Annotated in this window: 20 protein-coding genes and 2 pseudogenes; 15 read left to right on the top strand and 7 right to left on the bottom strand. The window is 41.1% G+C overall.

The window, feature by feature from the left end:
* Nucleotides 1–21 precede the first annotated feature (21 nt).
* Together AC6IZ0_RS07660 and AC6IZ0_RS07655 are read left to right on the top strand one after the other, a co-directional pair.
* Nucleotides 22–648: an IS607 family transposase gene (locus AC6IZ0_RS07660; protein WP_497725674.1), complete on the top strand. Its 627-nt coding sequence runs from the start codon at nucleotides 22–24 to the stop codon at nucleotides 646–648.
* A gap of 1 nt (nucleotide 649) precedes the next feature.
* A complete protein-coding gene (locus AC6IZ0_RS07655) occupies nucleotides 650–1,849 on the top strand; it encodes an RNA-guided endonuclease InsQ/TnpB family protein (RefSeq protein ID WP_497726020.1) in 1,200 nt (399 codons plus the stop codon).
* Nucleotides 1,850–1,858: 9 nt separating this feature from the next.
* On the opposite strand, the gene AC6IZ0_RS07650 is transcribed toward AC6IZ0_RS07655, so the two are convergent.
* Nucleotides 1,859–2,212, bottom strand: a complete 354-nt coding sequence (locus AC6IZ0_RS07650) for a BON domain-containing protein (protein ID WP_497725673.1) — start codon at nucleotides 2,210–2,212, stop codon at nucleotides 1,859–1,861.
* Between the two features lie 655 nt (nucleotides 2,213–2,867).
* On the opposite strand from AC6IZ0_RS07650, the gene ilvN reads away from it, so the two are divergent.
* From ilvN to AC6IZ0_RS07615, 7 genes and pseudogenes are all read left to right on the top strand, one after another.
* Nucleotides 2,868–3,386 (top strand): acetolactate synthase small subunit, encoded by a 519-nt coding sequence (gene ilvN, locus AC6IZ0_RS07645; protein ID WP_271733897.1) that lies wholly within the window; start codon nucleotides 2,868–2,870, stop codon nucleotides 3,384–3,386.
* An 810-nt stretch (nucleotides 3,387–4,196) separates the two neighbouring features.
* Nucleotides 4,197–7,252, top strand: a pseudogene (locus AC6IZ0_RS07640) (peptidase domain-containing ABC transporter).
* A gap of 88 nt (nucleotides 7,253–7,340) precedes the next feature.
* Nucleotides 7,341–8,894: a beta-barrel domain-containing protein gene (locus tag AC6IZ0_RS07635; RefSeq protein WP_280791558.1), complete on the top strand. Its 1,554-nt coding sequence runs from the start codon at nucleotides 7,341–7,343 to the stop codon at nucleotides 8,892–8,894.
* Nucleotides 8,895–8,917: 23 nt separating this feature from the next.
* A complete protein-coding gene (locus AC6IZ0_RS07630) occupies nucleotides 8,918–9,697 on the top strand; it encodes a peptidylprolyl isomerase (protein WP_497725671.1) in 780 nt (259 codons plus the stop codon).
* Between the two features lie 367 nt (nucleotides 9,698–10,064).
* Nucleotides 10,065–10,325 (top strand): hypothetical protein, encoded by a 261-nt coding sequence (locus tag AC6IZ0_RS07625; RefSeq protein WP_497725670.1) that lies wholly within the window; start codon nucleotides 10,065–10,067, stop codon nucleotides 10,323–10,325.
* Between the two features lie 544 nt (nucleotides 10,326–10,869).
* A complete protein-coding gene (locus AC6IZ0_RS07620) occupies nucleotides 10,870–11,181 on the top strand; it encodes a hypothetical protein (protein WP_497725669.1) in 312 nt (103 codons plus the stop codon).
* 157 nt (nucleotides 11,182–11,338) lie between these two features.
* Nucleotides 11,339–11,530 (top strand): hypothetical protein, encoded by a 192-nt coding sequence (locus AC6IZ0_RS07615; RefSeq protein WP_271733905.1) that lies wholly within the window; start codon nucleotides 11,339–11,341, stop codon nucleotides 11,528–11,530.
* Between the two features lie 303 nt (nucleotides 11,531–11,833).
* Here the strand turns inward: AC6IZ0_RS07615 and AC6IZ0_RS07610 are convergent, their stop codons facing one another.
* The 3 genes and pseudogenes from AC6IZ0_RS07610 to AC6IZ0_RS07600 all read right to left on the bottom strand — a co-directional run bounded on the left by AC6IZ0_RS07610 (nucleotide 11,834) and on the right by AC6IZ0_RS07600 (nucleotide 15,340).
* Nucleotides 11,834–12,133, bottom strand: a complete 300-nt coding sequence (locus tag AC6IZ0_RS07610; RefSeq protein WP_271733907.1) for a hypothetical protein — start codon at nucleotides 12,131–12,133, stop codon at nucleotides 11,834–11,836.
* A 586-nt stretch (nucleotides 12,134–12,719) separates the two neighbouring features.
* Nucleotides 12,720–14,947: pseudogene (locus tag AC6IZ0_RS07605) on the bottom strand (pentapeptide repeat-containing protein).
* A gap of 165 nt (nucleotides 14,948–15,112) precedes the next feature.
* Nucleotides 15,113–15,340, bottom strand: a complete 228-nt coding sequence (locus AC6IZ0_RS07600) for a hypothetical protein (RefSeq protein ID WP_497725667.1) — start codon at nucleotides 15,338–15,340, stop codon at nucleotides 15,113–15,115.
* A gap of 398 nt (nucleotides 15,341–15,738) precedes the next feature.
* On the opposite strand from AC6IZ0_RS07600, the gene infC reads away from it, so the two are divergent.
* Nucleotides 15,739–16,272: a translation initiation factor IF-3 gene (infC, locus tag AC6IZ0_RS07595; RefSeq protein ID WP_497725665.1), complete on the top strand. Its 534-nt coding sequence runs from the start codon at nucleotides 15,739–15,741 to the stop codon at nucleotides 16,270–16,272.
* Between the two features lie 151 nt (nucleotides 16,273–16,423).
* Here the strand turns inward: infC and AC6IZ0_RS07590 are convergent, their stop codons facing one another.
* Entirely contained in the window at nucleotides 16,424–16,585 is a 162-nt protein-coding gene (locus AC6IZ0_RS07590; protein WP_497725664.1) for a hypothetical protein, read from the bottom strand.
* Nucleotides 16,586–16,823: 238 nt separating this feature from the next.
* On the opposite strand from AC6IZ0_RS07590, the gene AC6IZ0_RS07585 reads away from it, so the two are divergent.
* Nucleotides 16,824–18,386, top strand: a complete 1,563-nt coding sequence (locus AC6IZ0_RS07585; protein ID WP_497725663.1) for a cation:proton antiporter — start codon at nucleotides 16,824–16,826, stop codon at nucleotides 18,384–18,386.
* Nucleotides 18,387–18,401: 15 nt separating this feature from the next.
* Here AC6IZ0_RS07585 and AC6IZ0_RS07580 read toward each other — a convergent pair whose 3' ends face one another.
* Nucleotides 18,402–19,433, bottom strand: a complete 1,032-nt coding sequence (locus AC6IZ0_RS07580; RefSeq protein ID WP_497725661.1) for an AI-2E family transporter — start codon at nucleotides 19,431–19,433, stop codon at nucleotides 18,402–18,404.
* A gap of 66 nt (nucleotides 19,434–19,499) precedes the next feature.
* Here AC6IZ0_RS07580 and AC6IZ0_RS07575 point away from each other — a divergent pair, with 66 nt between their 5' ends.
* From AC6IZ0_RS07575 to AC6IZ0_RS07560, 4 genes are all read left to right on the top strand, one after another.
* Nucleotides 19,500–20,054 (top strand): CAP domain-containing protein, encoded by a 555-nt coding sequence (locus AC6IZ0_RS07575; protein WP_497725660.1) that lies wholly within the window; start codon nucleotides 19,500–19,502, stop codon nucleotides 20,052–20,054.
* Nucleotides 20,055–20,168: 114 nt separating this feature from the next.
* The gene (locus AC6IZ0_RS07570; RefSeq protein WP_497725659.1) at nucleotides 20,169–20,372 is read left to right on the top strand and encodes a hypothetical protein; all 204 of its coding nucleotides are present in this window, start codon (nucleotides 20,169–20,171) and stop codon (nucleotides 20,370–20,372) included.
* Nucleotides 20,373–20,801: 429 nt separating this feature from the next.
* The gene (locus tag AC6IZ0_RS07565) at nucleotides 20,802–21,770 is read left to right on the top strand and encodes a TIGR03885 family FMN-dependent LLM class oxidoreductase (protein WP_497726019.1); all 969 of its coding nucleotides are present in this window, start codon (nucleotides 20,802–20,804) and stop codon (nucleotides 21,768–21,770) included.
* 14 nt (nucleotides 21,771–21,784) lie between these two features.
* Entirely contained in the window at nucleotides 21,785–23,947 is a 2,163-nt protein-coding gene (locus AC6IZ0_RS07560) for an amylo-alpha-1,6-glucosidase (protein ID WP_497725658.1), read from the top strand.
* Here AC6IZ0_RS07560 and AC6IZ0_RS07555 read toward each other — a convergent pair.
* Entirely contained in the window at nucleotides 23,944–25,428 is a 1,485-nt protein-coding gene (locus AC6IZ0_RS07555; RefSeq protein WP_497725656.1) for a PAS domain-containing sensor histidine kinase, read from the bottom strand. The two genes, AC6IZ0_RS07560 and AC6IZ0_RS07555, sit on opposite strands and share 4 nt — an antisense overlap.
* Nucleotides 25,429–25,694: the final 266 nt, after the last annotated feature.

Genomic DNA, 25,694 nt, shown 5'->3' with positions numbered 1-25,694 from the left:
AGTAGTTGATTTAATGAAGTTTTGATGCAGCATGTCAGTCCCAAGGAAGCAGCTAAAATCCTTGGTGTCCATATCTCCAGTCTCAGGAGATGGGAAAACGAAGGCAAGCTTAAAGCAATCCGTACACCAGGCGGTCAAAGGCGGTTCATCCTCGAAGAAGTCGAAAAAATCGGCGGAATACCCCGGACAATTAAAACTATTTGCTATGGACGAGTATCGACTCATTCCCAGCAAGATGATTTGCAACGACAACTTGAACACTTACGCACAAGATATCCAGAGGCTGAAATTATTTCAGAAGTTGGCAGCGGACTCAATTTTAAACGGAAAAAATTCCTCGCCATTCTGGAAAGAATCATCGACGGCGATATCCAACGTATTGTCTTTCCCCACCCTGAGCGACTTGTCCGATTCGGATTTGAATTGGTTAGGTGGTTATGCACAAAATTTGAGTGCGAACTCGTGGTTCTCAATGACCGCCAGCTCAGTCCAGAGCAGGAACTCGTACAAGATATGCTGTCGAGCATCCACTGTTTCTCTAGCAGGTTATACGGGCTTAGAAAATACAAGTCAAGCATCAAAGAAGACTTACAAAAAGAAATCGCGTCACAAGGAATCGACAAAGCAGCCTCCGAACAGTGTATTTAAAATCAGGCTATTTCCCAGTAAAGAATTACATCGAGTCTGGAAGCGTTGGCTTGCTGCTTATCGTTATTACTTCAATCAATGTATCAGTTATCTTCACAATAATTACGATACTCAATTCAGAGTAATTATTGATCAGAAAACTAGCACAGAAAAAGAAGTCAAGATATCTGCTCAAGAGTTAGATAAAATAGCTCAAAAAATGGATGTACCCGAATGGGTGAAAACCTTACCAGGGCATCAACGTCAAGAAGCTTGTTTTGAGGCATTTGATGCCTTTAAACAGGCTCGCACTCAAGGTGGTAGTGCGAAATTTAAAACCTGTAATGCCACAAGCCAAACTATCCAATTCAAGGTTGGTAATTTCAAAAATGGTACTTGGTATCCGCGCACAACAAAAGGTTTAGGTTTTACTACAATTGGTCAAACTATTCCTGAGCAGTGCGAATATGGCACAGAGCTTGTTTACCGTCGTGGTAAATGGTTTGGCTGCTTTCCTCAATATAAAGAAACTGTACCTACTGGCAGTGATAGGGTAATAGCAGTAGACCCTGGTAATCGTACTTTCTTAACTGGTTTTGATGGCGAGAATGTCTTAGAGATTGCAACGGGAGACATCGGACGCATACAAAGATTGTGTCAGCACCTTGATAATCTCATAAGTCGTTCTGCCAAAACAAGATGCCGTCAACGTAGAAAGATGCGTATTGCTGCTAATCGTGTCAGAGAAAGAATTCAGAATTTAATTAAGGATTTGCATAACAAAGCTGTTAACTTGCTTGTTAATTCCTACAAAGTAATTTACTTACCAACCTTTGATTCTAGTCAAATGGTGATTAAAGGACGTAGCGGGAAGAAACGCAAAATCAACAGTAAGTCTGTACGGCAAATGCTGACTCTTTCCCATTACAAATTTGAGCGACATCTCAAGCAAGCTGCACAAAGAAAAGGTGTAATAGTCGTGCTTTGTAACGAATCATATACATCAAAAACCTGTGGTAACTGCGGTCATGTTCACTATAAATTAGGTGGAAACAAAATTTTTAAATGCCCACATTGCGGAATACAGATTTCTCGTGATGTAAATGGCGCACGCAATATTTTATTGCGTGCTTTGCAAGCAACTGCCTTCACCGTGACCCATGATGAAATCATGCTTTCTGAGGAGTCAGAATTGACGGATGCCGTAGTTAATCTAGTTTAATCGCTTTGATTAGCTTAAAAGTTGCACCTCATCAGTCTTCACAGCTGTCGCACCATGAACCGAACGGGCCACAGCAACCATCTTGTTCAGGATATCCTGACTGGGAACCCGACCTTTTAACACCACAGTAGTACCGGTTTGAGCCACCCAGAGAGTATCAATATCTCCCAGTTGGGAATCTTCATCAAAGGCCAATGCAACACGCTTGGCTAAACCACTCTGGTCGTATTCTCCATTCAAGCCTAAACGTTCTGGGGGAATTGATGTGGTAGTAGAAGGACTTGGCTGTACTTGCTGCGAAGGAGGATTTACTCGTGCGTTTTGGGGTTTCTCTAATCCAAAAATTCTTTTCAACCAACCCATAAGCGGTTTTCTCCCATTGTTGATTAAATACTCTATTCCCATCATCAAAGCATGACAATAATCTACATCTCTCGTTGAAAAGATATTTACTGTTTTGCCCTAACGAAAATGCCGAAAAACCGTGAGGAAGAGGCGCATTGCGCCGTATTTCCTACGTCAGGCAGGGGATGTTCGCCCAGCGTCTCCCCTTGGGAGAAGGCTGTTTAAAGCGTTTACGCCACTGGAACTTGTGATATATTAATATTAACACCGAAAGGTAAACAACCTGTATAAAAACCCAACTGCCTAATGGCAATCTGATGGCGTAGCGTGGGGTCAGCCATACCTTGAAAATTGAAGATATGGGGTTCTATTCCATAGTTCTAGTTCCCACCCACCGAATAGGTAAAATCTTCCCTTCGGGAAGCCGCTACGCGTCTACATAGAGAATAGACGAATCAGAATTTAAATCAAACAAATTCTTGGAGTAATCCAACTACCGAGGGGCACTCGGAAAGTTAACGCTTGAGGAGAGAACCACCTCTGGGTTAGAGGCCGCAAGGGGTCTAATCTAAGTGGACTCGTTGAACCAAGAATCTCCGCGGCTTCAGCCCGGAGAATGTCAAAAAAGATAGAACGGTGAGCAAAATGATTGCCTGAGCCTGTTTTGCGGAATATGAAACATACCCTTTCAGTTTTGGTAGAAGATGAGTCGGGTGTTCTTTCCCGTATCTCCAGTTTATTCGCGCGTCGTGGCTTTAATATAGAAAGCCTCGCCGTTGGTCCAGCAGAGCAAGGAGGAGTTTCTCGGATTACGATGACTGTACCTGGAGACGATCGCGTAATTGAGCAACTCACCAAGCAACTGTATAAGTTAGTGAACGTCCTCAAAGTACAAGACATCACCGAAACTCCTTGTGTAGAGAGAGAGTTAATGCTTCTGAAGGTGAATGCTACTAGCAGCAACCGTGCAGAAGTAGTGGAATTAGCTCATATTTTTCGGGCGCGAGTGGTAGATGTCGCTGAGGATTCTTTAACTCTCGAAGTTGTGGGAGACCCTGGGAAAATGGTGGCCATCGTCCAAGTATTACAAAAATTTGGTCTGAGGGAAATCGCCCGCACTGGTAAAATTTCCCTGACTCGTGAGTCTGGTGTCAATACTGAGTTGCTGAAGTCTTTGGAAGTTAAGGTTTGATTTTACCCGCGCCAGTTGCTAGTCGGGACTTGAGTTCTGACTACCAGCAAACATTTCTATTAAGTTTGATGTCATCAGTAGATCCCCGACTTATCAGACATCCTCTGAGCAGTCGGGTATTTGTCTGATAATATTCACATAGTTATGGCATTGAAAATACTGGACTTTACTAACATATTGCCTAGAATTATATCGTAATATATTATTAAAAACATAAAATTATTTAGAGAAATAAAAATAAATGTATATGCTAAAAATATGCCATAATGGCATGACAAGAAGACTAAAAAACTGGTACAAAGTTGATGGTTAACTGCAGTAGTGATCATAAATAAGGTTGCTAAAAAACATGATAATAAACATTACTGAGGTTAATTTTTTAGGCTGATACAGGGATGAGATACTCATTTGATCAAGGAATTAAGTAGGGAAGATTAAACTTTAAATTTACTAATTGCTGGTAGTGGTAATTTTAGTACTTATTTCTCATATTCACAGGATTACAGCTTCCATAAAAGACTTGCATTTATTTTTATCTACCTACTAATATTCTGGTTGTAATTAGAGATTATTGATAAATAAATCATCCATTGTGTAGCCTTGGGCATCCAGGAATATGGGGAATGTAAGGATACCTATCCCACAAAAAAAACGAGGATATTTTTAATGGGGAAATCCTGACAGAGAAAATATTTGATATTCCTATGCCAAATCACAAACAGTAAATAATGTTTAACCCTAAATCAGGCATTTACTATTCACCGAGTTTTTATTAGTCATTGAGACTAATGCCGTTTTGGAGGTTAGATAATGACAACAGTATTTTCGCCACAACATCTAGGTGAAAAACTCACTGATACTTTAGGAGAGAAGCTGACAAAACCAGAACTGCAAAGGTGCTGGGCATCTATGGAACTTGTGGAACCGCCAGTAGCACAGCAGTTTTGGCAATCCGCAGAAATGAACCCTGGTATTTACATCATTCTGGGCGGTAAAGTCAGACTATCAGATAGTGCTGATAATTTAATTACCACCCTGTCAGCCTCATCTTCATTTGGTGAAATAACCTTGTTTCCAGAGGAAAACTTGAGTCATTACACCGCCAGAAGCTCACAAAACCTACAACTGGGGTATGTCAGACAAGAGGTATTGCAAGAGTTGATAGACAAATATCCTCAGATGCGCGATCGCCTGTTCTGTCGTGCCCAAATGTGGGATTTACTGATGAGGTGTCGGCAAAACGGAGAATTTCCCACACAACCGGGGCAATTTCAGGCCATGCTCAAAGCCTTAACAGTGTTTGAGCGACACAACCTAGATATTGGCTGTGTAAATACACAATTTCCAGATTCCCAGTTGTGGCTGTTGTATAAAGGTCAACTGCTGGAATCCGAGGGAAACTCCTTAGTACCAGGGCAAATCTCGACTCAACCGAATCAAGGTACATGGCAAGCCATCCAACCAACCATTGCTTATATCCTCAAAAGTTCACAGTGGGAAAAAGCACTAGAACACTGTCCAGAATTAGCTTCCTTTGTCAGTGACCGTGAAGTAGAAACCACTGTTAAGACACAATGGCAAGGGAGCTCATCCCCAACAGCCAAGGTGATTCCCTTTCCCCACAGAGAAAAACAGTCACAGAAAAAACCAAATCAAACACTGCCTTACTTTCCCAGCCCCAAAGTGAAAATAGGGCATTGGTGGCAACAGCTGAGTCAACGGTATCCCTTCTATGCCCAACAAAGCGCCTCCGATTGTGGCTGTGCTTGCTTAGTAATGATTGGTAAATATTGGGGTAAACAGTTGAGTGTGAATCGCTTGCGGAATATGACCAATGTCAACCGCAGTGGTGCATCTTTACGGGCTTTAGCAGCAGTAGGGGAAAACCTGGGTTTTGCCACTCGTCCGGTCAAAGCCACCTTTGCTAAATTTGCCGAACAATCTTTACCGGCGATCGCCCATTGGGAAGGTAATCACTTTATAGTTGTTTATAAAATCACCAAAAGTGAGGTAATTGTTGGTGACCCTGCCATTGGTCAACGCACCCTGACCAGAAGCCAATTTAACGCTGGTTGGACTGGTTATGCGTTATTACTGCAACCTACAGAACTGCTGCAAAAAACCAAGGATGAAAACCCGGGCTTCTGGAAGTTCTTTGAGTTAGTTAAACCTCACTCTTGGGTACTGGTAGAAGTGTTCATAGCCAGTGTGCTGATGCAAATATTTGGACTAGTAACGCCGGTATTCACCCAGTTATTACTAGATAGAGTGTTGGTGCAGCGCAGCATTCCCACCTTAAACGCCGTGGGTGTGGGGATGATTGTATTTGGTTTGTTTAGTATTGCCATGAATGCAGTCCGACAATATCTTTTAGACCATACAGCCAATCGGGTGAGCATCTCGCTAGTTGTAGGTTTTATTAAACATACCTTCCGCTTACCCCTGGCTTATTTCGAGTCCCGTTATGTGGGGGATATTATTTCTCGGATTCAAGAAAACCAAAAAATCCAGCGCTTCCTCACGGGTGAGACTCTCTCAATCATCCTGGATATGCTGACACTAGTGATCTATCTAAGCATCATGTTCTGGTATAGCTGGAGTATGACTGTCTTCGTACTATTGACAGTACCGCCATTTTTTATTCTGGCACTGGCTAGCACAAGTATTTTGCGTCGTATTTCCAGAGAAGTGTTCAATGCGGGAGCCAAAGAAAATAGTTATCTTATAGAATCTCTCACAGGTATTCGTACAGTGCGATCCCTAGCCATTGAACAGACAGTACGCTGGCGTTGGGAAGAGTTGCTGCATGATTTGGTGAAAAAAGGCTTTAATGCTCAAGTGGTTGGTAACCGCTTGCAAATTATGAGTGGCGTTATTCAAACCTTTGTGAATGCTTCCTTGATGTGGTTTGGTGCTTGGCAAGTTATTCAAGGGGAACTAACTATGGGGCAATTAGTAGCTTTCAATATGTTAGTGGGTAATGTTTTGAGTCCTTTTCAAAGGCTATCAATGCTGTGGAATGAATTGCAGGAAATTATCATTTCTACAGAACGGATTAACGATGTTTTAGATGCACAACCAGAAGAGGACTTGCAAACTCAAAACCGCCGGCCTTTAGGGATACTGCGCGGCATATTTGTTTTGAGAATGTTGCCTTTCGTTACCATGCCGAAAGTCAGACTAACGTCCTAGAAAATATTAACTTTGAAATTCAGCCAGAGCAAATGGTGGCTTTGGTGGGGCGCAGTGGTTCGGGAAAAACTACACTCAGCAAGTTAATTTTGGGTTTATATCCACCTACAGATGGCAAGATTCTGATTGACGGATGTGATATTACTAATATTGGACTGCGATCGCTCCGTTCTCAAATAGGTGTAGTAGACCAAGATACCTTTTTATTTGGTGGTACGATTCGAGAAAACATTAGTATTGCTCACCCAGAAGCGACCTTAGAAGAGATTATCGCAGCGGCACAATTAGCTGGCGCGGATGAATTTATTCAGAAGTTACCAATGGGCTATGAATCCCAAATTGGTGAAAGTGGCGGAATGCTTTCCGGTGGACAACGCCAACGCCTAGCTATTGCTCGGGCTTTACTTGGTAACCCCCGGTTATTACTCTTTGATGAAGCCACCAGTCACCTAGACTCGGAATCAGAGCGGATTATTCAGAATAACCTCAAAACCATACTCAAAGGGCGTACCAGTGTGATTATTGCTCATCGCCTGTCCACAGTCCGCAATGCAGATTTAATTTTGGTTTTAGACCGTGGTGTGTTAGTAGAAAGCGGTAGTCATGATCAATTAATTGCCAAAAAAGGACATTACTACTATCTCAATCAACAACAACTAGCTCAAGTAGTTTAAGTTGATCTGGTTTTTGCATTGGACTATACAAAAGGTGCGGAGTCATTAGACATTAGTTAGTTCCCAATTCCCAATTTCCTATGAAACTATGCCTTACACTTCTCCCAATTCTTCATCTGCACTTCTGAAACAAGAAGAGGATGACTATAAACTTTATATTCAACCCCAAGAAGAAACCACTGAATCTCACGAGTCGATTCCAGAAGGTAATACTCAGGATTTATATTATGGTACTGAGGAGTTACTAGATGCCTTACCAAAGGTGTGGACTCGTGGTGTGTTGTATGTATTGGTGGGTTTTGGCGCTTTAGCTTTACCCTGGGCGACTCTCTCGAAAGTAGATGAAACTGGTAGCGCCAGAGGACGTATAGAGCCTCAAGGTGCAACACAAAAATTAGACTCCCAATCCGTGGGGAATGTCACAGCTGTTAAGGTGACAGAAGGTGATACTGTAACGGTGGGACAAGTGTTATTAGAACTTGACTCTGAGATTTTGCAGACTGAACTTCAGCAAGCTGAGGCTAAACTCTCAGCACTGTTAAACCAAGAAGCGCAGTTTGACGTGCTGAGAAATCAACTGCAGTTAACACTAAGTATTCAGAAACAACAAAATCAGTTTCAAGCCTTAGAGAAAATGTCCCAAGTTAACCAGGCAAAACAAAACCTTGGTTACAAACAAAGTATTTATAACCTGCAAAAGTTAGAAAAACAAGCATTACTCGGTCAGGTAAAGCAGCAGGTTCAAACTGCTCAAAAGGAGGAACAGTCAGCTTATGAGCGTTTGAGTATAGATGCTCGGCAAGTCCAGCGTTTTGAGCAACTTTTGAACGATGGGGCGGTTCCCCTCAATCAAGTTGACCAAGTTAAAAAAGAAGAACAGGAAAGCCGACGCATTTATACCAGGGCGGAATCTGATGTTAAACAGGCACAATTACGCTTGACTGAAGAAATGAGTCGCTATGAGGCGACGATGAATCAGTTACAGTCTGATATCGAGCAAGCAAAACATCAACTGCAAGGGGAAGAAAACAGCTATCAAAGTTTACTACAAACTGGTAAGTTGGCTGTGCTGAAATATCAAGAACAACTTAAAGACCTAGAAACCCAAGTTGCAAATTTACAATTGGAAATTACTCAAACTAACAGCAAAATTAAGTCGTTGAATCTACAAATGCAGCAACGAGTGGTGCGATCGCCTGTGGATGGGGTAATTTTTGAGTTACCAGTTTCTAAGCCAGGGGAGGTAGTACAAGTTGGTCAGAGAATTGCCGACATTGCGCCTGAAAATACTGCCATCATTCTCAAAGCTCATATGCCAGTCCAAGATAGTGGCTTCTTAAATGTGGGAATGCCAGTGAAAATCAAGTTTGATGCCTATTCATTCCAGGAATATGGCATCATCCAAGGTCAAGTTTCTCGGATTTCTCCCAATTCTAAAATGACTCAAACTGCCGCAGGAAATATAGAAACCTATGAGTTAGAAATCACTTTAGAACAGAACTATATTGAAAGGGACGGAGAACGTATTCCATTAACGCCGGGTCAAACAGCAAATGCTGAAGTTATTATACGTCAGCGCCGGGTGATTGATTTTGTTTTAGATCCGTTCAAGAAGTTACACAAAAATGGTTTAGAGCTTTAATAGTTTACTTCGGGGATTGTGTCATGCCTCAAATTCTCAATATTTCCACCGCAGATATTATTCACAGACTCAAATTATCGTCTCAAGTTCCTGGTCTGGTAGAGGCGATCGCCTCTCAAAAAATCATTCAGGAGGTTGCTCAAAAAGCACAAATCACTGTGACACCGGAAGAAGTTCAGCAACAAGGGGATAATCTCCGTTTAGCAAATAAGCTTGTCAAAGCTAAAGATACATTGACATGGCTAAAGAAACACCATCTTTCTGTGAATGAGTTTGAAGAATCAGTATATAACAAAATTCTGGCTCAGAAGGTAGCAGATCATTTATTTAGTTCTCAAGTTGAACAGTTCTTTTATCAACACCAACTAGATTATGTAGTGGCCATTACCTATGAAATCATTTTTGATGATAAAGACTTGGCGTTAGAAATGTTTTATGCGCTGGAAGAGGGGGAAATCAGCTTTCCAGAAATTGCTCGCCTATATATCTCAGAACCAGAGCTTCGCAGCACTTATGGATACCAAGGAAGGCGACACCGCAAAGATTTTCGCCCGGAGATTGCTGCATCTGTATTTGCTGCAACTCCACCACAGGTGATTAAGCCCATTGGGACTGCAAAAGGGGTGTATTTAATTTGGGTAGAAGAAATTAGTCAACCCCAATTAGATGAGCAGTTACGCGAAAAAATTATTACAGAATTATTCAATGGTTGGTTAAAGCAACAACTGGAGTGTATGCAAATAATTACTCATCTGGATTCCCAGAGCTTACAGCCTCAGAAAGAATTACTCAAGCAGTCTTAATTTATGGGCGTTGCTGATTGTAAATCTGAAATATCCTTAATTTTTCATTGGTAAAATATTTGATTTATCTTACCCCCAGCCCCGCTCCTTAGCAAGAAGAGCGGGTAATGTCCTATCATTTAAATTCCCTAAATATCCCCGACTTCTGCCACAATCTTCTGACTTGAGAACAGATGATTATAGAAGTCGGGGTTATGCGTTAACCATGGCGTTGAATAGTTAATTAATAGGAACAATAACATCAATTTAGTTCATGAAATAGCATTGCATGACTTATTGCATTATCTGGTTAATCCGCTATATTAGAAACATAACCGAAGGCAAGAAATCGGTTAGTTATTAAACAAGAAATCCTGGGAGAATATCCATGATTATTTCCGATTTAAATATCTTAGAAACAGTTAACGCAGAAAATGTGATTGGCGGTTGTGGCTACAAGGATGAATATGGTAAAAAGCCCGAATATCAGCCAACCAAGTATGATAAAAAGCCCAAATATTATGAACCACCCAAGTCTTATGATCCATGTGAGACAGTATGCTATGAAAAATGTGATGAAAAGGGTAAAAAGGAACAGCCTAGAGTATATATCACAAAGTGCGAACCTAATTCTAAGTATTACTCTTAGGCTTAGTTATCGCCTTAACTAAAGACTAACAGAATCCATTCATGTTCTCAGGGGCTCTCAGCGATTATTACGTTGATGCTATATATGAGAATACTTACAACCGAATTTAGTTAGTTTCCCTGTATTTCTCCAATTGAAATCAGGTAGTGAGAAGCTCGCTGGAATTGTTTAAAAAGCATTCCAGCGATTTTTTATTGATTGATTGATTTAATGTTTGTATTTCAATGGATATCACAGACAGTTTAAAACCCAATACTTGCATTATCAATGCTATTCATAAATAAGTCTATATATTTGATTTGTAGAGTAAAAATAGCGGGATTATATGAGTGTTTATTCCACAATCAAATTAGCATATAGGCAAGAGTTGCTTATAGCTATCAATTGAGTTACAATTAATAATTAAATGAATTATTTTTAGCAAAAATAAAATAAAAAGCTATTCTTTTTATGGAAAATGTTAGCTATATTCTAAATATAGCCAAGCGGAACTTGGTTATACAAAACAATTCTAAACCCAGCGAAAAAATTCTAGGAAAGGCTCATGATTATTTCTGACTTAAATATTTTAGAAGCTGTTGACGGTTCTGCTGTTGTTGGTGGTGGCGGTTTCTACATCAACAACAAGAAGTTGGAGAAAATCGACAGTAAAGTAAATGTTGATATTCATAAGAAACTTGACGTACAAGTTGATATTCACGGTAACTTTGCTGATGTTCAAGCAGTAGCTCAAGCATATGGTCACAACACCGATGCTGAAACTATCACTTTTGCAGAAGTACATGAAGGTGTTTCTTCTGATGCTGCTTCCCGTTCAACCGCAGCAGCTCTCAGAGGACCTAAGAAGAAGTACTAAGTCCAAATTATCAAAGATATAGATTATTTCTTTGACAGAATTTGACCGCAGAAGCAGGAGCAATTAACGAATTACCAATAAATATGGAAGTTAGTTTGCACCTCTTCTGCTTCTGTGGTCTTTACTCATTTATTTACTGAGAGTAGATAATCAGATTATGCCTCGTTATCAAGTTATAGTCAAACGTCTAGTCTCACCGGATGGACAGATTATTGGTGAGGCCAAAAGTGTGGTTTCAGCATCGCCCAATAGTGAAAGTGAAGTTGTTCAAACCACTGCGGTAAAAGTTTCTGCTGGTAGCAGTTCTAGTAGTTCTGCAACATCGGCTCAAGTTAGATTAGTGCGGTGAACAAAATCAAGTAGAAACAGAGATAATTTTTCAGATAAATGCTAATTATCCCATGCTTATGATGCGTGGGATTTTCCATATAAAGTCTTTTAACAAGTAGTACCCCACAGAGTGGGGTACTACCAAAAATTGCCAATAAAAAAATCAAAAATAGACAGTTACAGCACTTTTCAAGTAAATAAAGTACACACGTTAATATCATAAATCTTGTGGGGTGGGCATCGCGCCCTTTTGTACCTAACTCAGATGAAAAGCGCTGTAAAAAGTTTCTTTGGAGTTAAAAGCTTACCAATCTAGATATTTTTAGGAATTATGTCTGATTAAAATCGCTATGTTTTTTTGGTAGGACAACATAAACCCGTTCTTATCCCTAGCTGTGGCGAAAGCTTCTCCCATAGCCTTACTAATTCTTGTCCGACCAGTATCATCTACAATACTTTGAGCTTGGGTAAAAGTGTTGGACTCATCTCCAACTGCGGAGGCTGCTGTGGTTATTTCCGCATATCCCGGGGCGACATATGTTTGAATATCTGTAATAGCATCTAACCCACCAATAATGCTGTCTTCTGTTGTTTCACAATAATCTAAGTCATTAATAACCATGTTTTTACCTTTTTCAATAGGTATTGATTTAATTACAATAATACTATAAAAAATTAATAAAGACTAGTAATCTGAGTTGACTTATTTTTATTAATTTAAATGTGTAACTATAGAAAAGATAGAAGTAATTATTAGTTTCTGTAGATAATCATTTAGATAGATATCAAGAGAACTTTCATTGAAAAGTTATATCTATAGTCATCCTATTTGATTTGAGAAATTATCAGTGAGGAAAGGGAACAGGGAACAGGGAACAGGGAACAGAAATTGTTCATGAATCATTTAGGATTGCTATATAATATTCGCCCCTAGCATCACGAATCATAAGGCAGATATAACTACAATCTTAGGCGGTACTGAGTGAAAGTATAAATTAGTTTCGCCCCCCAAGGCAGACTTTGGCTGCTAGTCAGGACGCAAAGGTGCAAAGAAAAAAGAAGGTCATTTTGGCATTTTATATTATGATTCCGCAAAGCCCCATTTTACCTTCGCGCCTCTACCTGGAGGGAAAGCCTAAGGGCGAATACGGTTAAAAAAAATTCCACATCTGATTATTTTTTTTAATTAGAGTTTTTAATTAGAGCTATTACTTCAAATAAATGAGTAAGTTTAATCCGGGAATAGTGCGGGAAAGAGTCCATAAAACCAGGGTAAGATATAGTAAACCCAAACTCCACTGATACCAAGCCAGGGTGGCGATAATACCTGGTAAATGTTCATCCCGGAGGCGAATATCGTTAAAACCTAACCTAACTAAGTTATTCAAACTAAAGTCATAGTAATTGAGCCAGTTCCACCGACGATTCCATAGTAAATGCATATATCTTTCGCGGAATGTCTGATTTCTGGGTATGACAGGTAATCGCCCAATTAATAATCGTAACTGGCGAAAAGTACCATCTTCTGTAAAATAGGAAACATCCATTAAATCGTGATAACGACCTTGTTGGTAAAGGCGGAAAATTAAAGCCACTGGTAGAGGGACAATAATAATTACCAGACATCCTAGGGTTAGCCAAGGGTATTCAGCATTGCGGAAAATAGCTAATAAACTCAACAGTGTTAACAAGCTAAAACCAGCACATATAGAGATGGTTTCGTAATAGGTGGGAATAATGGGAACCGGATGTAAGCGACGACAGCGGTCTATGAGCCAGAATAACCAGCCAAAAAAAGCGATCGCCACACCCCCCACACCAAAGACTAACCAAAAGCTGGTACCATAGCCACTCAGGAGCAGTAATAGACTCAAAGCCGACCATCTGACTGCTTGTAGGAACCACGCACCGGGGGAAAGGGGTTGAGCAATCACCAAGCGATCGCTAAGGTGATAAGTATCTAAATCGATATCTGCTAAACTTAACAGATCACCACGATTACGGAATGGTTGAATTATACGACGACGGGCGATCGCCTCTGCCTGAGTTGCACTAAAACCCAAATCAAGCAAACTTTGGCGACTAGCAGTATTAATATTCCTATCCACCAACCGATGGGTTAACTCCCGCAAACGTAGTTTTTGTTTTGTATACTCCAACTGATTAGCGTCAGCGATTTGCTGCTGCTGACGGAAATTCTGGCCCAAATTGCGCAAAACATTCTGATTACCCAGGGAACTAGGAACCCGGAACCTTTGGCCAATTTCCCCAGGATTCCCTAAAATTTTACCTTGATTAGAATTAAAAGTCAGACCAGGGACATTTAAAAAAGCCTCCTGAGCAAACCGCGCATCACTAAAATCCGCCTGATTCAAAATACTAGCACCACGTAAATTCACAGCATGATTAAAAATAGCTGCGCGAAAAATTACAGCTTGCTCAAAAATAGTTTCCGTAAAAAAAACATACTGATGAAAATCAGCCTGACCAAAGTGTACAGTACCAGCAAAACGCACACCGGAAAAATCAACATTTCCCAACCATTGAGAGCGACTAAACTTAGCTGACTGCTTAAAACTAGCGTCATTGAACTTAGTAGACTCCGAGAAAGTGCTATTTTGGAAATAACCCGATCCTGGAATTGCGCCCTTTGAAAATTCACCTGCTCAAAAAACGCACTACCTTTAAAATTAATTCCTTGGCGAAAACTAGCACCACTGAAGCCCACAGAGCGGCTAAATCTAGTTTCTTCCCAGTTACTAGACTGGATAAAAATAGCATTCTGAGCATTCACCGGCTGAAAAAAGAAAGTATGAGAGAATTGCACCTCCCCATTAAAACGGGTTCCCACCAGATTTAAAGAACCACGAAAAATATTGATTTCACTAGCAGTTCCGCCACCTCCCAAAAGTGCGCGACAGTCAGGAGAACTAGGTAAAGCTATTCCCAAAGACTGCAAACAAACAGAGCGTAAACTTTGCAATTGTTCCTGTTCACCACGGGTCAAAATAGGAGCATAAACAGGCGCAGCATAAAGAGGAGTTCTCAAACCCAAATCCCTACCCAAAAAACTCCCCTGAATTAGAGAACCACTCAAATCCAAACCCAAAGGCTTAGTCCCCGACCTTTGTAACTCCTTGCGCAGCAACTGGTAAAAATCATCCCGAAACCTGCCATTTTCCGGTCGCAAATCAATCACCATCTGCCGTAAATCCACAGTCAGACTCCCATCACGGATGACCGGTGTTCGCAATCGTTCTTGTAACAACTCCAGACTTAAAGGAGTAAGTTCCAGTTGACTAGGAGACGCTCCAACCGGGGGAGAGAAAAAAAGCCAGCCAACGCAGACATAAATCCAAACCCAACGCAGACATAAACTTAATTTTATCTTTGCGCTCCTTTGCGCCCCTTTGCGTTTAAAAAAAAACTGAATCACTAATTACCCATAAAAATAATAATCTTACCTATCTATAGCACCAGACTAGGTGCAGTTGACAAGCCGCCAAAAGCCAGAGGCGATCGCCAGTATAATTCTTCGTGAAACAACACAATCCCGGTGTTGCGAATACACCGGGATTGGTAATGTATATTTTATAGAGTTCTATGGATTGTCTTGATTGCCAGCCTGTTTTTTCAGGGAGGCGATCGCGTCTACATTTAGGTTTAAAATAGAAGATATCAAGCTGGTATCGGTCAATTCTCCTAAGACGCTGGAGACCTTAACATCTTGGCTAACCTTGACTTGCTCGGATGCAGTATCAACTGTTGCTTCGATTAATTCTTCTACTCCGGAGAATAGGGAGCCAAATAGAGAAGATGATATGTTCATGAGTTACTCGTTACGATTAAATTTTCCGCCCGGAGAATGGGCGTGTTAAATCTTAGACTATTAAGCATAAGCCTACCACAAGATGCCTGTTCGGGGGGGTGAAGATATCCACACCTACAAAAACATAGGTGTGCATATTGGTACAAAAAAATGTAATATTATCTTAAGACTGGGGTTAATATATTGACATGAAGCGATCGCTCTAGAAAGTATCCCAAAATAGGTAAAATAAATAAGGATGATGACGATCAATTGATGAATTAGTTATCCTAGAAAAACAGACTCAGATTCAATTTCTGAATTAAATCGAGCAATTGTGCTGCTAAGGCAGAGCAAACCAAACCAAGTAAACCAAGACCAAACCACATCTTAACTACAAAAGAGCTTCCATAATCATAATGCCTGTGATTGAGAAAAAACGAACTCGCGATCTACCCCAAATCAATGAACGCATCCGGTTCCCCAAGATTCGAGTCATTGACACTGATGGCGCCCAATTAGGAATTATGCCTCCACAAGAAGCACTAAAACTGGCTGAAGAAAAAGAGCTGGATTTAGTATTGCTCAGTGATAAGGCTGACCCACCGGTTTGTCGAATCATGGATTATGGGAAGTACAAGTTTGAGCAGGAGAAGAAGGCACGGGAAGCCCGGAAAAAACAGCACACAGCAGATGTTAAAGAAGTAAAGATGCGCTATAAAATTGAAGAACACGACTATAACGTACGTGTGAAGCAAGCAGAGCGCTTTCTCAAAGATGGAGATAAAGTAAAAGCGACTGTAATGTTCCGGGGTCGAGAAATTCAACACAGTGATTTAGCAGAAGATTTGCTTAAGCGCATGGCCAAAGATTTAGAGCCCCTGGGTGAACTACAGCAAGCACCGAAAAAAGAAGGCAGAAATATGATGATGCTGATTTCGCCCAAAAAATAATTCGCCGATTTTTCCAGATATCCAGTATAATAGATGACCCCTAGTTGGGGAAGTCGCTGCAAAGTTGATAGTCCTGGGCGCTGAGTGATTAAAATCATACTCAGATGCTCGGGACTTTGGCAATTTATCCAGTCTAAATATCCAAGAGAAATTACCTGTTGCAGCGATCGCGTAAAATTGCTTCAGCGCAGCTTTTTCCGCCATAACTACGTAGGCGGCTAATATAAGTATTAATCGCGGCTTCAAACACAAAAATTGGTAAACATAAATTTAATATGAGACAATCATTTAAAGCAATGCGACGGGGTAACAATTCCGTAAACCGGTGACATAGGACACTTTCAGATAGCCACCAACAGAAGAATAATTGAAACTTTGACTAATTCCGTAACATCCACTGGTATTTTGACCCGGTTCGCTCAATATAGTCATCCTATTTGACTTGAGAAATTATCAGTGAGGAAAGGGAACACACCGAACAGGGAACAGGGAACAGAAATTGTTCATGAATCGTTTAGGATTGCTATATAAAATACTACTAATTCCCACTTATGCTCATAGAAACAGCAATTGGTGAAGAAATCATCACAACCAACCTCAAACAGTTTCTGTTAGTGCTTTCCGTATCTTTGGGAGTAGCCACCTTACCACAGGTAGTTGGTTGGTTTCGTCATATACCATATACTTTACTCCTGGTGATTGTCGGCTTAGGGTTAGCCTTTGTGGATGTCCGTCTAGTCACCCTTTCCCCTGAGTTAATTTTATTCATTTTTCTACCGCCCCTATTATTTGAAGCCGCGTGGAATTTGCGCTGGCCGGAGTTAAAGCGGAATTTGGTGACAATTTGCCTATATGCAGTTTTAGGGGTGGTAATCTCCATTGCAGGTGTAGCAGTGGGACTAAATCAACTGGGGGGGATATCCCTAACCACAGCCTTACTGATTGGCGCTAGTTTATCCGCCACTGACCCTGTTTCTGTAACCGCTTTATTCCGGGAGTTGGGGGTGGGTAAAAGTCTCACCACGATGATGGAAGGGGAAAGCTTATTTAATGATGGCATGGCGGTGGTAGCCTTTGGTTTTTTACTCGCCCTGTCCTTGGGAAATGCTCAATTGGGTATCCAGCCGATTGTATTACAGCTGGGGGTAGTAATTGGGATTGGGGTAGCAGTGGGGGGATTAATTGGCTTTGGTATTTCTTATCTTACCCAACGCTTTGATTTACCCATGGTGGAACAGTCTTTAACTCTGGTTTGTGCTTACGGTACTTACCTGATTGTGGAGGAGTTGGGCGGTTCCGGTGTGATTGGAGTTGTGACCACAGGGTTAATTTTAGGTAACTTTGGCTCTCGTATAGGTATGAACCCCCGCACTAGGGTTATTGTTTCGGAATTTTGGGCTTTTTTAGCATTTTTTGTGAATTCTATAGTTTTCTTGTTGATTGGCGACCAAATTCGCTTTAGTATTTTGGGAGAAAACCTGCAAATCATTGCCATTACAGTCGCAACTATGATTTTAATGCGGGCTATTAGTATTTATCTTCTCAGCAATTTGAGTGCTGTAATTACTCAATATCAAATCCCCTTACCTGAACAAACGGTTTTATGGTGGGGTGGGGTACGTGGTTCTGTTGCTATTGCTTTAGCTTTAAGTGTACCGATAGGACTACCGGAGCGAGAAAAAATTATTGCGACGGTGTTTGGAGTGGTTTTATTTACTCTACTGGTTCAAGGGTTGACCATTAAACCTTTGCTGCAAAAGTTAAATCTTTTGGGTGATGCGCCTCTACGTGAGCAATATTCAGAACTTGCTACTCGTTATGTAGCTTTAGAAAGGGTTTTACAACGCCTGGAAAAAGACCATCGTCCGGGTATTAACCCTGAGTTTTACCGTTACCAGGAGACGCTAATTCAAGGTGAGATCAAAAATCTACAAAGTAAAATCGACCAGTTACAGCTGGAGTATCCTCATCTTGGTAGTTTTATTACTGAACAGTTCCGGGATGAACTCTTGGTTATTGAGGCTGATACTTATGCGGAGTTTGTCCGCGCTGGTCGGTTAAATACGGAATTAGCCCCGATGCTGACAGATGTCTGGGAAAATGGTAAGGGCTAAAAAAAGGTTATATATTTATCCACTGGTTTTTTGCCACTTATCTAAAATATCCTTAAATACCAGTTCTTCTATCCAGGTTTTCGCAACTACCGCCAAGGGTAGCGCCATGACTAACCCTAAAGCACCGAAGAAGCTGGCGAAAAAGATTTGTGCTGTCAGGGTAAAAGCAGGTAAGAGCGCTACCTGTTTGGCCATGACTGTGGGTGTTAACCAGTAGCTTTCTATGTTCTGAATAACTACGTATAGAATTAAAACCGCGATCGCCTTCCATGGTGTATCAAGAAAGGCGATAGTCATGGGTAAAATTACGCTTAAAGTCGGTCCAATATTGGGAATAAAATTGAGTAACCCAGCAAGTACCGCATGAGCCAGTGCTAAGGGTACTTGTAAAACTAGCAGTCCTAACCCGCTTAAAAAGGCAATAAATACCATTTCAATTAAAGCGCCAATTGTCCAGTTTCCCAAGCCTTCACCGCATAAGGTCAAAATTTGTTGGACGCGATGGCGGTAAAATGACGGAAAACAGCGTACAAATATGTTACGATAGGGTTGAGGATTAGCTAACAGCATCAAAGTTAGAACTATGACTAGTAGAAATTGTAAGACGGCAGTCACTCCAGTAGAGAAAAACGCGATCGCTTGTCTAATCAGATTTTCAGTTAATGGCTGTAGTTGTTGAATTAAATTATTAATATCTGGTAATTTCGTCACATAGGGGCCAATGATTGTACCTTCTAACCAATTGCTCATCTGTTGAATGCGAGCTATTCCACTAGGAAATAACTGTACTAATTCCTGAAACTGGGAGATAAAAGGTGGCACAATGACCAGGAAAAAACCAACTAATAAAGCGAAGACAATCACTATACTCAGCCACACAGCCCAAATGCGCTGCATCCCCGACCTTTGAAAGCGCCGTACTAGTTGGCTAATGGCTGTTGCTAGGACAATGGCTGTAAATAAAAGTAACAATAACTGGCGAATTTCCCAGAGTATATAAAGTGAGATCACCAGTACCAAAAATCCCAGTAATTGGCCTATTTTCATATTTTCCATAATCCGTGATCTCTACCGCATAAATTGCCGCTACTGACCAATCAAATCGGACTGCTGATGAAAAATCAATTATTTCAGGTTTTCTGGATTGTAGGAACAGCAATGACGCTGCTTTTAACAGGGTGTAAACAGGTAATTGAGTATTTACCACCGTTACCTGAGGTGGAGATGCCATCAGCTAATTTACCACAGTTGCCACAAGTAGCCCAGTCTGATACAAAGGACCAAATAGAGAGTTTAGTTACACAACTCATTAATCAGAGGCGTGAAGATAAACAACTCCCGCCTTTAGAGCATAATGAAAAACTAGCACAGGTGGCTCGTAATTACAGCCAACAAATGGCAGAAAATAACTTTTTCAGTCATACCGGTATTGATGGTAGCACCCTAGAAGATAGAGTTAAAGCTGGTGGTATCATCTACTCGGTGGTGGGTGAAAATATTTTCCAAAGTACGAATATTCCCCAACCTGCAGAAGTAGCTGTTGATGGTTGGATGCAAAGTCCCGGACATCGTGAGAATATTCTCCGTCCGGTTTTTACAGAAACTGGGGTAGGAGTTTGGCGAGTTAACAATACCTACTATATAACTCAGCTATTCTTGCGCCCTTGAATAGGAATTAAGAACTAACAGAAATGTCAGCACCTTTCTCAGAGGATGTTTGATAAGTTTTCCACAGGTAATTTTTATCTTAGGGAACAGGGAACAGGGAACAGGGAACAGGGAATGGGGAACAGGGAACAGGGAATGGGGAATGGGGAACAGGGAACAGGGAATGGGGAACAGGGAACAGGGAACAGGGATTGGGAAGGATTGGGAAGGATTGGGAAGGATTGGGAAGGATTGGGAAGGATTGGGGAACAGGGAACAGGGAACAGGGAACAGGGAACAGACAAAAAACAATCAAATCCAGTCTCCTTTCCCTTATAAAGGGGAGGGTTAGGGAGGGGTCAAATAATATTCGATACACTAATCATGACTTGACAAACATCCTCTTAGGGTTCATATTTTGATCAAAATATAGACTAATAGATAGATTTTTTGGCGTTGAAATTTTCCCATAATTCACACTTTTAGTAGTTAAATAATCTGGGCTAATTCTGAAGAATTAGCCTTTATTAGGGTACATCTATCTGGTTAATTTTGTCTATTAAAAAGGTCTTTAATGATTGGAATATTGACAATATGCAACATTTGTTGTATGTAGTATAGGCTAATTTTGTAGTTCAAGAGTTTTTGTCTTTTTGCTTTTGATGAGTCAATGAATTCCATAGATAAAATAAAATTTCCTAGGTAATAATTTTCCTGAAATTAATTTATTTGTCTGAAGACTTGAGTAATAAAACTGGAGTTAAGGCTATGGCATTTTTTGGCTATCACGCCTCTCATGAGCAGTTTAAACCGAGCGCTCTTTTAGAATATGTAAAAGCCGCTCATCAAGCTGGATTCAGTGGTGTGTCTTGTTCAGATCACTTTCATCCCTGGAGCGATCGCCAAGGAGAAAGCGGTTATGCTTGGTCTTGGTTAGGTGCAGCAATGCAGGTTACACCCTTAAATTTTGGTGTAGTTTGCGCACCCGGACAGCGCTATCACCCGGCGATTATTGCTCAAGCAGCGGCGACCCTGAGTGAAATGTTTCCCCAACGTTTCTGGTTAGGATTAGGGAGCGGACAAGCATTAAACGAACAGATTACAGGGGACTTTTGGCCGGCGAAAACCGTCCGTAATATGCGTTTGAAAGAGTGCGCGCAGGTGATCCGCGCCCTATGGAGTGGGGAAACCATCACCCACTACGGTTTAGTAAATGTAGAACAGGCCAAACTTTATACTAGACCAGCAACACCACCATTGATTATTGGTGCGGCCATTACCCCAGCAACTGCGGAATGGTTAGGAAGTTGGGTAGATGGACTGATCACTATTTCTCACCCTGAGCAAATGCTACAGCAAGTGGTAGAAGCATTCCGCCGGGGTGGTGGGGAAGGTAAGCCCATGTATCTTAAAGTACAGCTTTCTTACGCACAGGAGGAAAGCACAGCTTTAGAGGGAGCATTTGAGCAATGGCGGACTAATATTTTCTCCAGTCCTGTATTAGCAGACTTGCGTCATCCCCAGCAATTTGAGGACATGGCGGAGTTTGTCAAACCAGAAGATATGTATAAATACATCCGCATATCAGCAGACCCACAACAACACATTGAATGGTTGCGCAAAGATATTCAACTGGGTTTTAGTGAAATTTATCTCCACAACGTTAACCGTCAACAGCGGAATTTCATCGAAGTATTTGGTAAACAGGTCATCCCAGCCCTTCAAGGTGCTAATTAAGGAGTAAATAAATTATGCGAGTAACTGTTGGGCCACCAATTCTGATGATTAATCATGGTAGTACCTTCATGTCCACTGACCTGGGTGGAGAAATCAACCCCCATAGTCATCTGGGAATTTTTGCAGACGACACGAGGTTTTTAAGTAACTATAGCTGTTACATTGATGGTCATCCCTGGATTCGCCTAACTTCGGCCACCACAACATATTATGCAGCGCGGGTTTATCTGATTAATCCTGAATTTACTTGCAGACAGGGAAAAGTTACCCAAGGTGATTTATCCTTAATTATTAGCCGCACGGTAGAACAAGGAATTCATGAGGATCTGGATATTACTAATAATGCATGCCAACCTGTGACATTTAATCTAGAAATTGCCTTAGCTTCAGACTTTGCCGATATTTTCGAGGTAGAATCACAGGAATATGTGCGTCGGGGACATATTGAAACTAAATGGTGTGAAAAAGAACATCAACTAGAAACCAGATATACAAATGGCTCATTTTCCCGTTGTTTGATATACAAACCTTGTAACTTTACCTCCCGACCTTACTATGCAAACGGTCGCATTACCTTTGAGATATCACTAGAACCGAGTCAGACTTGGCACACTTGCTGTAAATATAATCTGATTGATCATGAGCGGGTGCGTGAAGCGGTTGATTTCTGTTATCAAGAGATGGTAGAATCCAAGAGCATAAATACAGAAATTGAAAGGCTGCACTGTCAATGGCGGGACTCAGTAACTACTATTGTCTGCGGGAATGAGGATGTAGTGCGATTGTATCGCCAGTCAATTGAAGATTTAGGTTCACTACGATTATATGATTACGATTTTGGCCCTGATATTTGGCTACCAGCAGCAGGTGTACCTAAGTTTGTGGCGCTGTTTGGCCGTGACAGCTTGATTATCAGTTTGCAAAATATGATTGTTCATCCCGGTTTTGCTCGGGGAACGCTGCAAAAATTGGGGGAGTTACAAGCTACTGAGTTAGATGAATGGCGGGATGCTCAACCAGGTAAAATTCTCCATGAAATCCGCCAAGGTGAATTAGCATATTTTGCTAAAGTCCCCCATACACCCTATTACGGTACTGCTGATGCTACATCTTTATTTCTGATTACTTTACATGAAACCTGGAAGTGGTTGGGAGATAATTCATTATTGCAGAATAACCGGGATATAGTGCTGCGTTGTCTGGAGTGGATTGATAATTATGGGGACTTAGATGGTGATGGGTTTCAAGAGTACCAAATGCAATCACCCGGGGGAATTGAAAATCAAGGTTGGAAAGATTCTGCTCAAGCGGTGGTTTATCCCGATGGAAGCCAGGTAAAGGCACCAAAAGCATTATGTGAGTTACAAGGTTATGTGTTTGATGCTTGGATGCGGATGGCGGAGGTGTTTGATGTCCTGGGTGAAGGAAGTTTTGCTCACGAATTACGCACTAAAGCTAGTCAATTACAGGTACGCTTTGAGGAGCATTTCTGGAGTGAAGATTTAGACTGTTATGTTTTTGCTCTAGACCCAGATAAGCAACCTGTGCGATCGCTCACTTCCAATGCTGGTCACTGTTTATGGAGTGGTATCGCCAGTCCTGAACGTGCGGCCCGTGTGGTGAAGCGGTTGATGCAACCAGATATGTGGAGTGGTTGGGGTATTCGCACTTTAAGTACGAAAAATGCAGCTTATAATCCTTATTCCTATCATTTAGGTTCAATTTGGCCTCATGATAATGGGATTATCGCTATGGGGTTTAAGCGCTATGGTTTTACTAAGGAGGTCGCCCAAATTGCTCACGGTATCTTTGATGCGTCCAAGTATTTTGCTAGCTATCGCCTCCCAGAACTATTTGCTGGTACTCAGCGTCAACCAGGAGCTTTTCCAGTTCCTTACATTGAGGCTAATGTACCTCAAGGCTGGGCTGCTGCATCGGTTTTTCATCTCATCCAAGCTATACTGGGTTTACAAGCTGATGCTCCCCATCAGTTGCTTTATGTTGACCCACATTTACCACCATGGTTACCAGAAATTGAACTTCAGCAGGTGGAAATTGGTAACTCCCGTGTAGATTTGCAGTTTTGGCGACACGGTGAGGTTACCCATTGGGATGCGGTGGTTAAATCTGGTGAGGTGGAGGTTAAACAGCAAAGTTATTTCAGGCGCAATTTTTAAGTTGACCTGAAAACAGCAGGAATACTGACGGTAAATGTTGTCCCCTTGCCTACTTGACTATCTAACCAAATTGTGCCTTTGTGCAAGTCTACACATTTCTTAACTATGGACAAGCCCAAACCTGTACCAGCAATTTTACCGACGTTAGACCCGCGATGAAAAGATGTAAATAACTTAGCTTGATCTGCATCAGGGATACCAATCCCTCTATCACTGATTTTAAATATCAGTTGCTGATTTTCTTGGGTTAAACTCAATTTAACTAAATTGTGCTCAGGACAGTATTTAATCGCATTGGTCAGGAGATTGCTGAGAATGTGTCGTAACAGTTTCTCGTCAAACTCAACCATCAAAGAACCGTCTGACATTTGCTGGTCTACACTACAAGAGAAATCTATTTTATGTTTGCTGGTGGTGGTTTGTATTTCTTCTGTGAGACGACGACAAAAAGCGATGATATCCGCTGGTTCTGGTTGAAATTCCATCTTTTGAGCTTCAGCGCGGTTAATCAGCATTAACTCATCGAGCAGTTGAGTCACCCGCTGAACGGTTTGTTGGATGGTCTGAAGGTGCGCTTGTGTTTTTTCTGTATTCAGGCGATCGCCAAAATCTTGCAAAATCCCTGTAGATGAGGATATAATGGCTAGAGGTGTACGAATTTCATGGGCTGCCATGGTGATCAATTGCGATCGCATTTCGCTAATGGCTTTTTCCTTGGCTAAAGTTTGAATAATATTCTTTTGGGCTTGCTTGAGTGGGGTGATATCCCTGATTACAGATGCTACAGCAGTTGGTTGTCTGGTTTTTTCATCTGGGATTAAGAAAAAATAAGCATAGGTATAAATCACTGCTCCTGTTTGTAAGTGGCGCAGCCTGATTTCTCCTTCCCACTCACCTATTTTGAGGACAGTGGGCAAAATCTTGGATTCAAATAAATAGCGGTCATCTGGATGAATATAATCCCAGAAATTTTCTTTTTTTAAAGAATTTTGACCATGAAAACCGATGATGTTCTTACCAGCATGATTGAGAAATACTAGTTGGTAATCGAGATTAATTATACCAATAAATTCAGAACTGTTTTTAACTATCATAGCCAGTTGTCCCTGTTCTGATTCAAGGTGGCGCTGATTTTTCTGGGAATTTAGATGTTCCCATAAAGCTAGTGTTAAAAGGAATACTAAAGCTAGGAAGACAAAGTAAAACAACTCTTGAATCAATTGATATCCAGGTAAAAGGTCAAAGGCTTTTCTACCACTGAAACCTAATAACACATAGAGCCGTTGTAAAATACCTAACTGAGGATAAATAAATCTTTCCGGGGTTTTTACTACATCTGAAATGGTTAACTTTAGGCTAGTTTTTGGGGTAATATCTGTAATATTACTGTGTATGCCTTCTGTTGTTTTATTGCGTAATAGTACTGATTTAGTAGAGTTAAGAGATGGCGATAGGGCTAGGGCTGGCTTGTCAGTTCGCACCCATGTTATTAGTAAAACCAAAACCCATAATAGAGGGTGAAAATACTTTGAGCATTTTAACATCTTATACATTTGCACCTATGAAAATAAAATCTTGTTTTCATCTTCAACAAGCAATACTATTCATTTTCTAGTAGCCCTGAATTAATTCTGTTGTCGGGAGAGCAACTATTGCATAAGTTGCTGGTTTTGCTTTACTCCAGTTTGACTTAACCGTACAGCAACAAGTAGTTTTACTGTTAAAAATAGCTTGGTTATCTAGTCCA

The organism is Anabaenopsis sp. NIES-4685, assembly GCF_059725405.1.
Note: the sequence above shows the minus strand (reverse complement) of the source record. Positions and strands in the feature narration are given on the sequence as shown.

Coding starts and splice junctions, on each gene's coding strand:
- AC6IZ0_RS07630 (WP_497725671.1), top strand. CDS start 8,918: ATGCCTCAAATTCTCAATATTTCCACCGCAGATATTATTCACAGACTC.
- AC6IZ0_RS07635 (WP_280791558.1), top strand. CDS start 7,341: ATGCCTTACACTTCTCCCAATTCTTCATCTGCACTTCTGAAACAAGAA.
- AC6IZ0_RS07610 (WP_271733907.1), bottom strand. CDS start 12,133: ATGGTTATTAATGACTTAGATTATTGTGAAACAACAGAAGACAGCATT.
- ilvN (WP_271733897.1), top strand. CDS start 2,868: ATGAAACATACCCTTTCAGTTTTGGTAGAAGATGAGTCGGGTGTTCTT.
- AC6IZ0_RS07620 (WP_497725669.1), top strand. CDS start 10,870: ATGATTATTTCTGACTTAAATATTTTAGAAGCTGTTGACGGTTCTGCT.
- AC6IZ0_RS07570 (WP_497725659.1), top strand. CDS start 20,169: ATGGGGAACAGGGAACAGGGAATGGGGAATGGGGAACAGGGAACAGGG.
- infC (WP_497725665.1), top strand. CDS start 15,739: ATGCCTGTGATTGAGAAAAAACGAACTCGCGATCTACCCCAAATCAAT.
- AC6IZ0_RS07565 (WP_497726019.1), top strand. CDS start 20,802: ATGGCATTTTTTGGCTATCACGCCTCTCATGAGCAGTTTAAACCGAGC.
- AC6IZ0_RS07625 (WP_497725670.1), top strand. CDS start 10,065: ATGATTATTTCCGATTTAAATATCTTAGAAACAGTTAACGCAGAAAAT.
- AC6IZ0_RS07650 (WP_497725673.1), bottom strand. CDS start 2,212: ATGGGTTGGTTGAAAAGAATTTTTGGATTAGAGAAACCCCAAAACGCA.
- AC6IZ0_RS07600 (WP_497725667.1), bottom strand. CDS start 15,340: ATGAACATATCATCTTCTCTATTTGGCTCCCTATTCTCCGGAGTAGAA.
- AC6IZ0_RS07580 (WP_497725661.1), bottom strand. CDS start 19,433: ATGAAAATAGGCCAATTACTGGGATTTTTGGTACTGGTGATCTCACTT.
- AC6IZ0_RS07575 (WP_497725660.1), top strand. CDS start 19,500: ATGAAAAATCAATTATTTCAGGTTTTCTGGATTGTAGGAACAGCAATG.
- AC6IZ0_RS07615 (WP_271733905.1), top strand. CDS start 11,339: ATGCCTCGTTATCAAGTTATAGTCAAACGTCTAGTCTCACCGGATGGA.
- AC6IZ0_RS07585 (WP_497725663.1), top strand. CDS start 16,824: ATGCTCATAGAAACAGCAATTGGTGAAGAAATCATCACAACCAACCTC.
- AC6IZ0_RS07560 (WP_497725658.1), top strand. CDS start 21,785: ATGCGAGTAACTGTTGGGCCACCAATTCTGATGATTAATCATGGTAGT.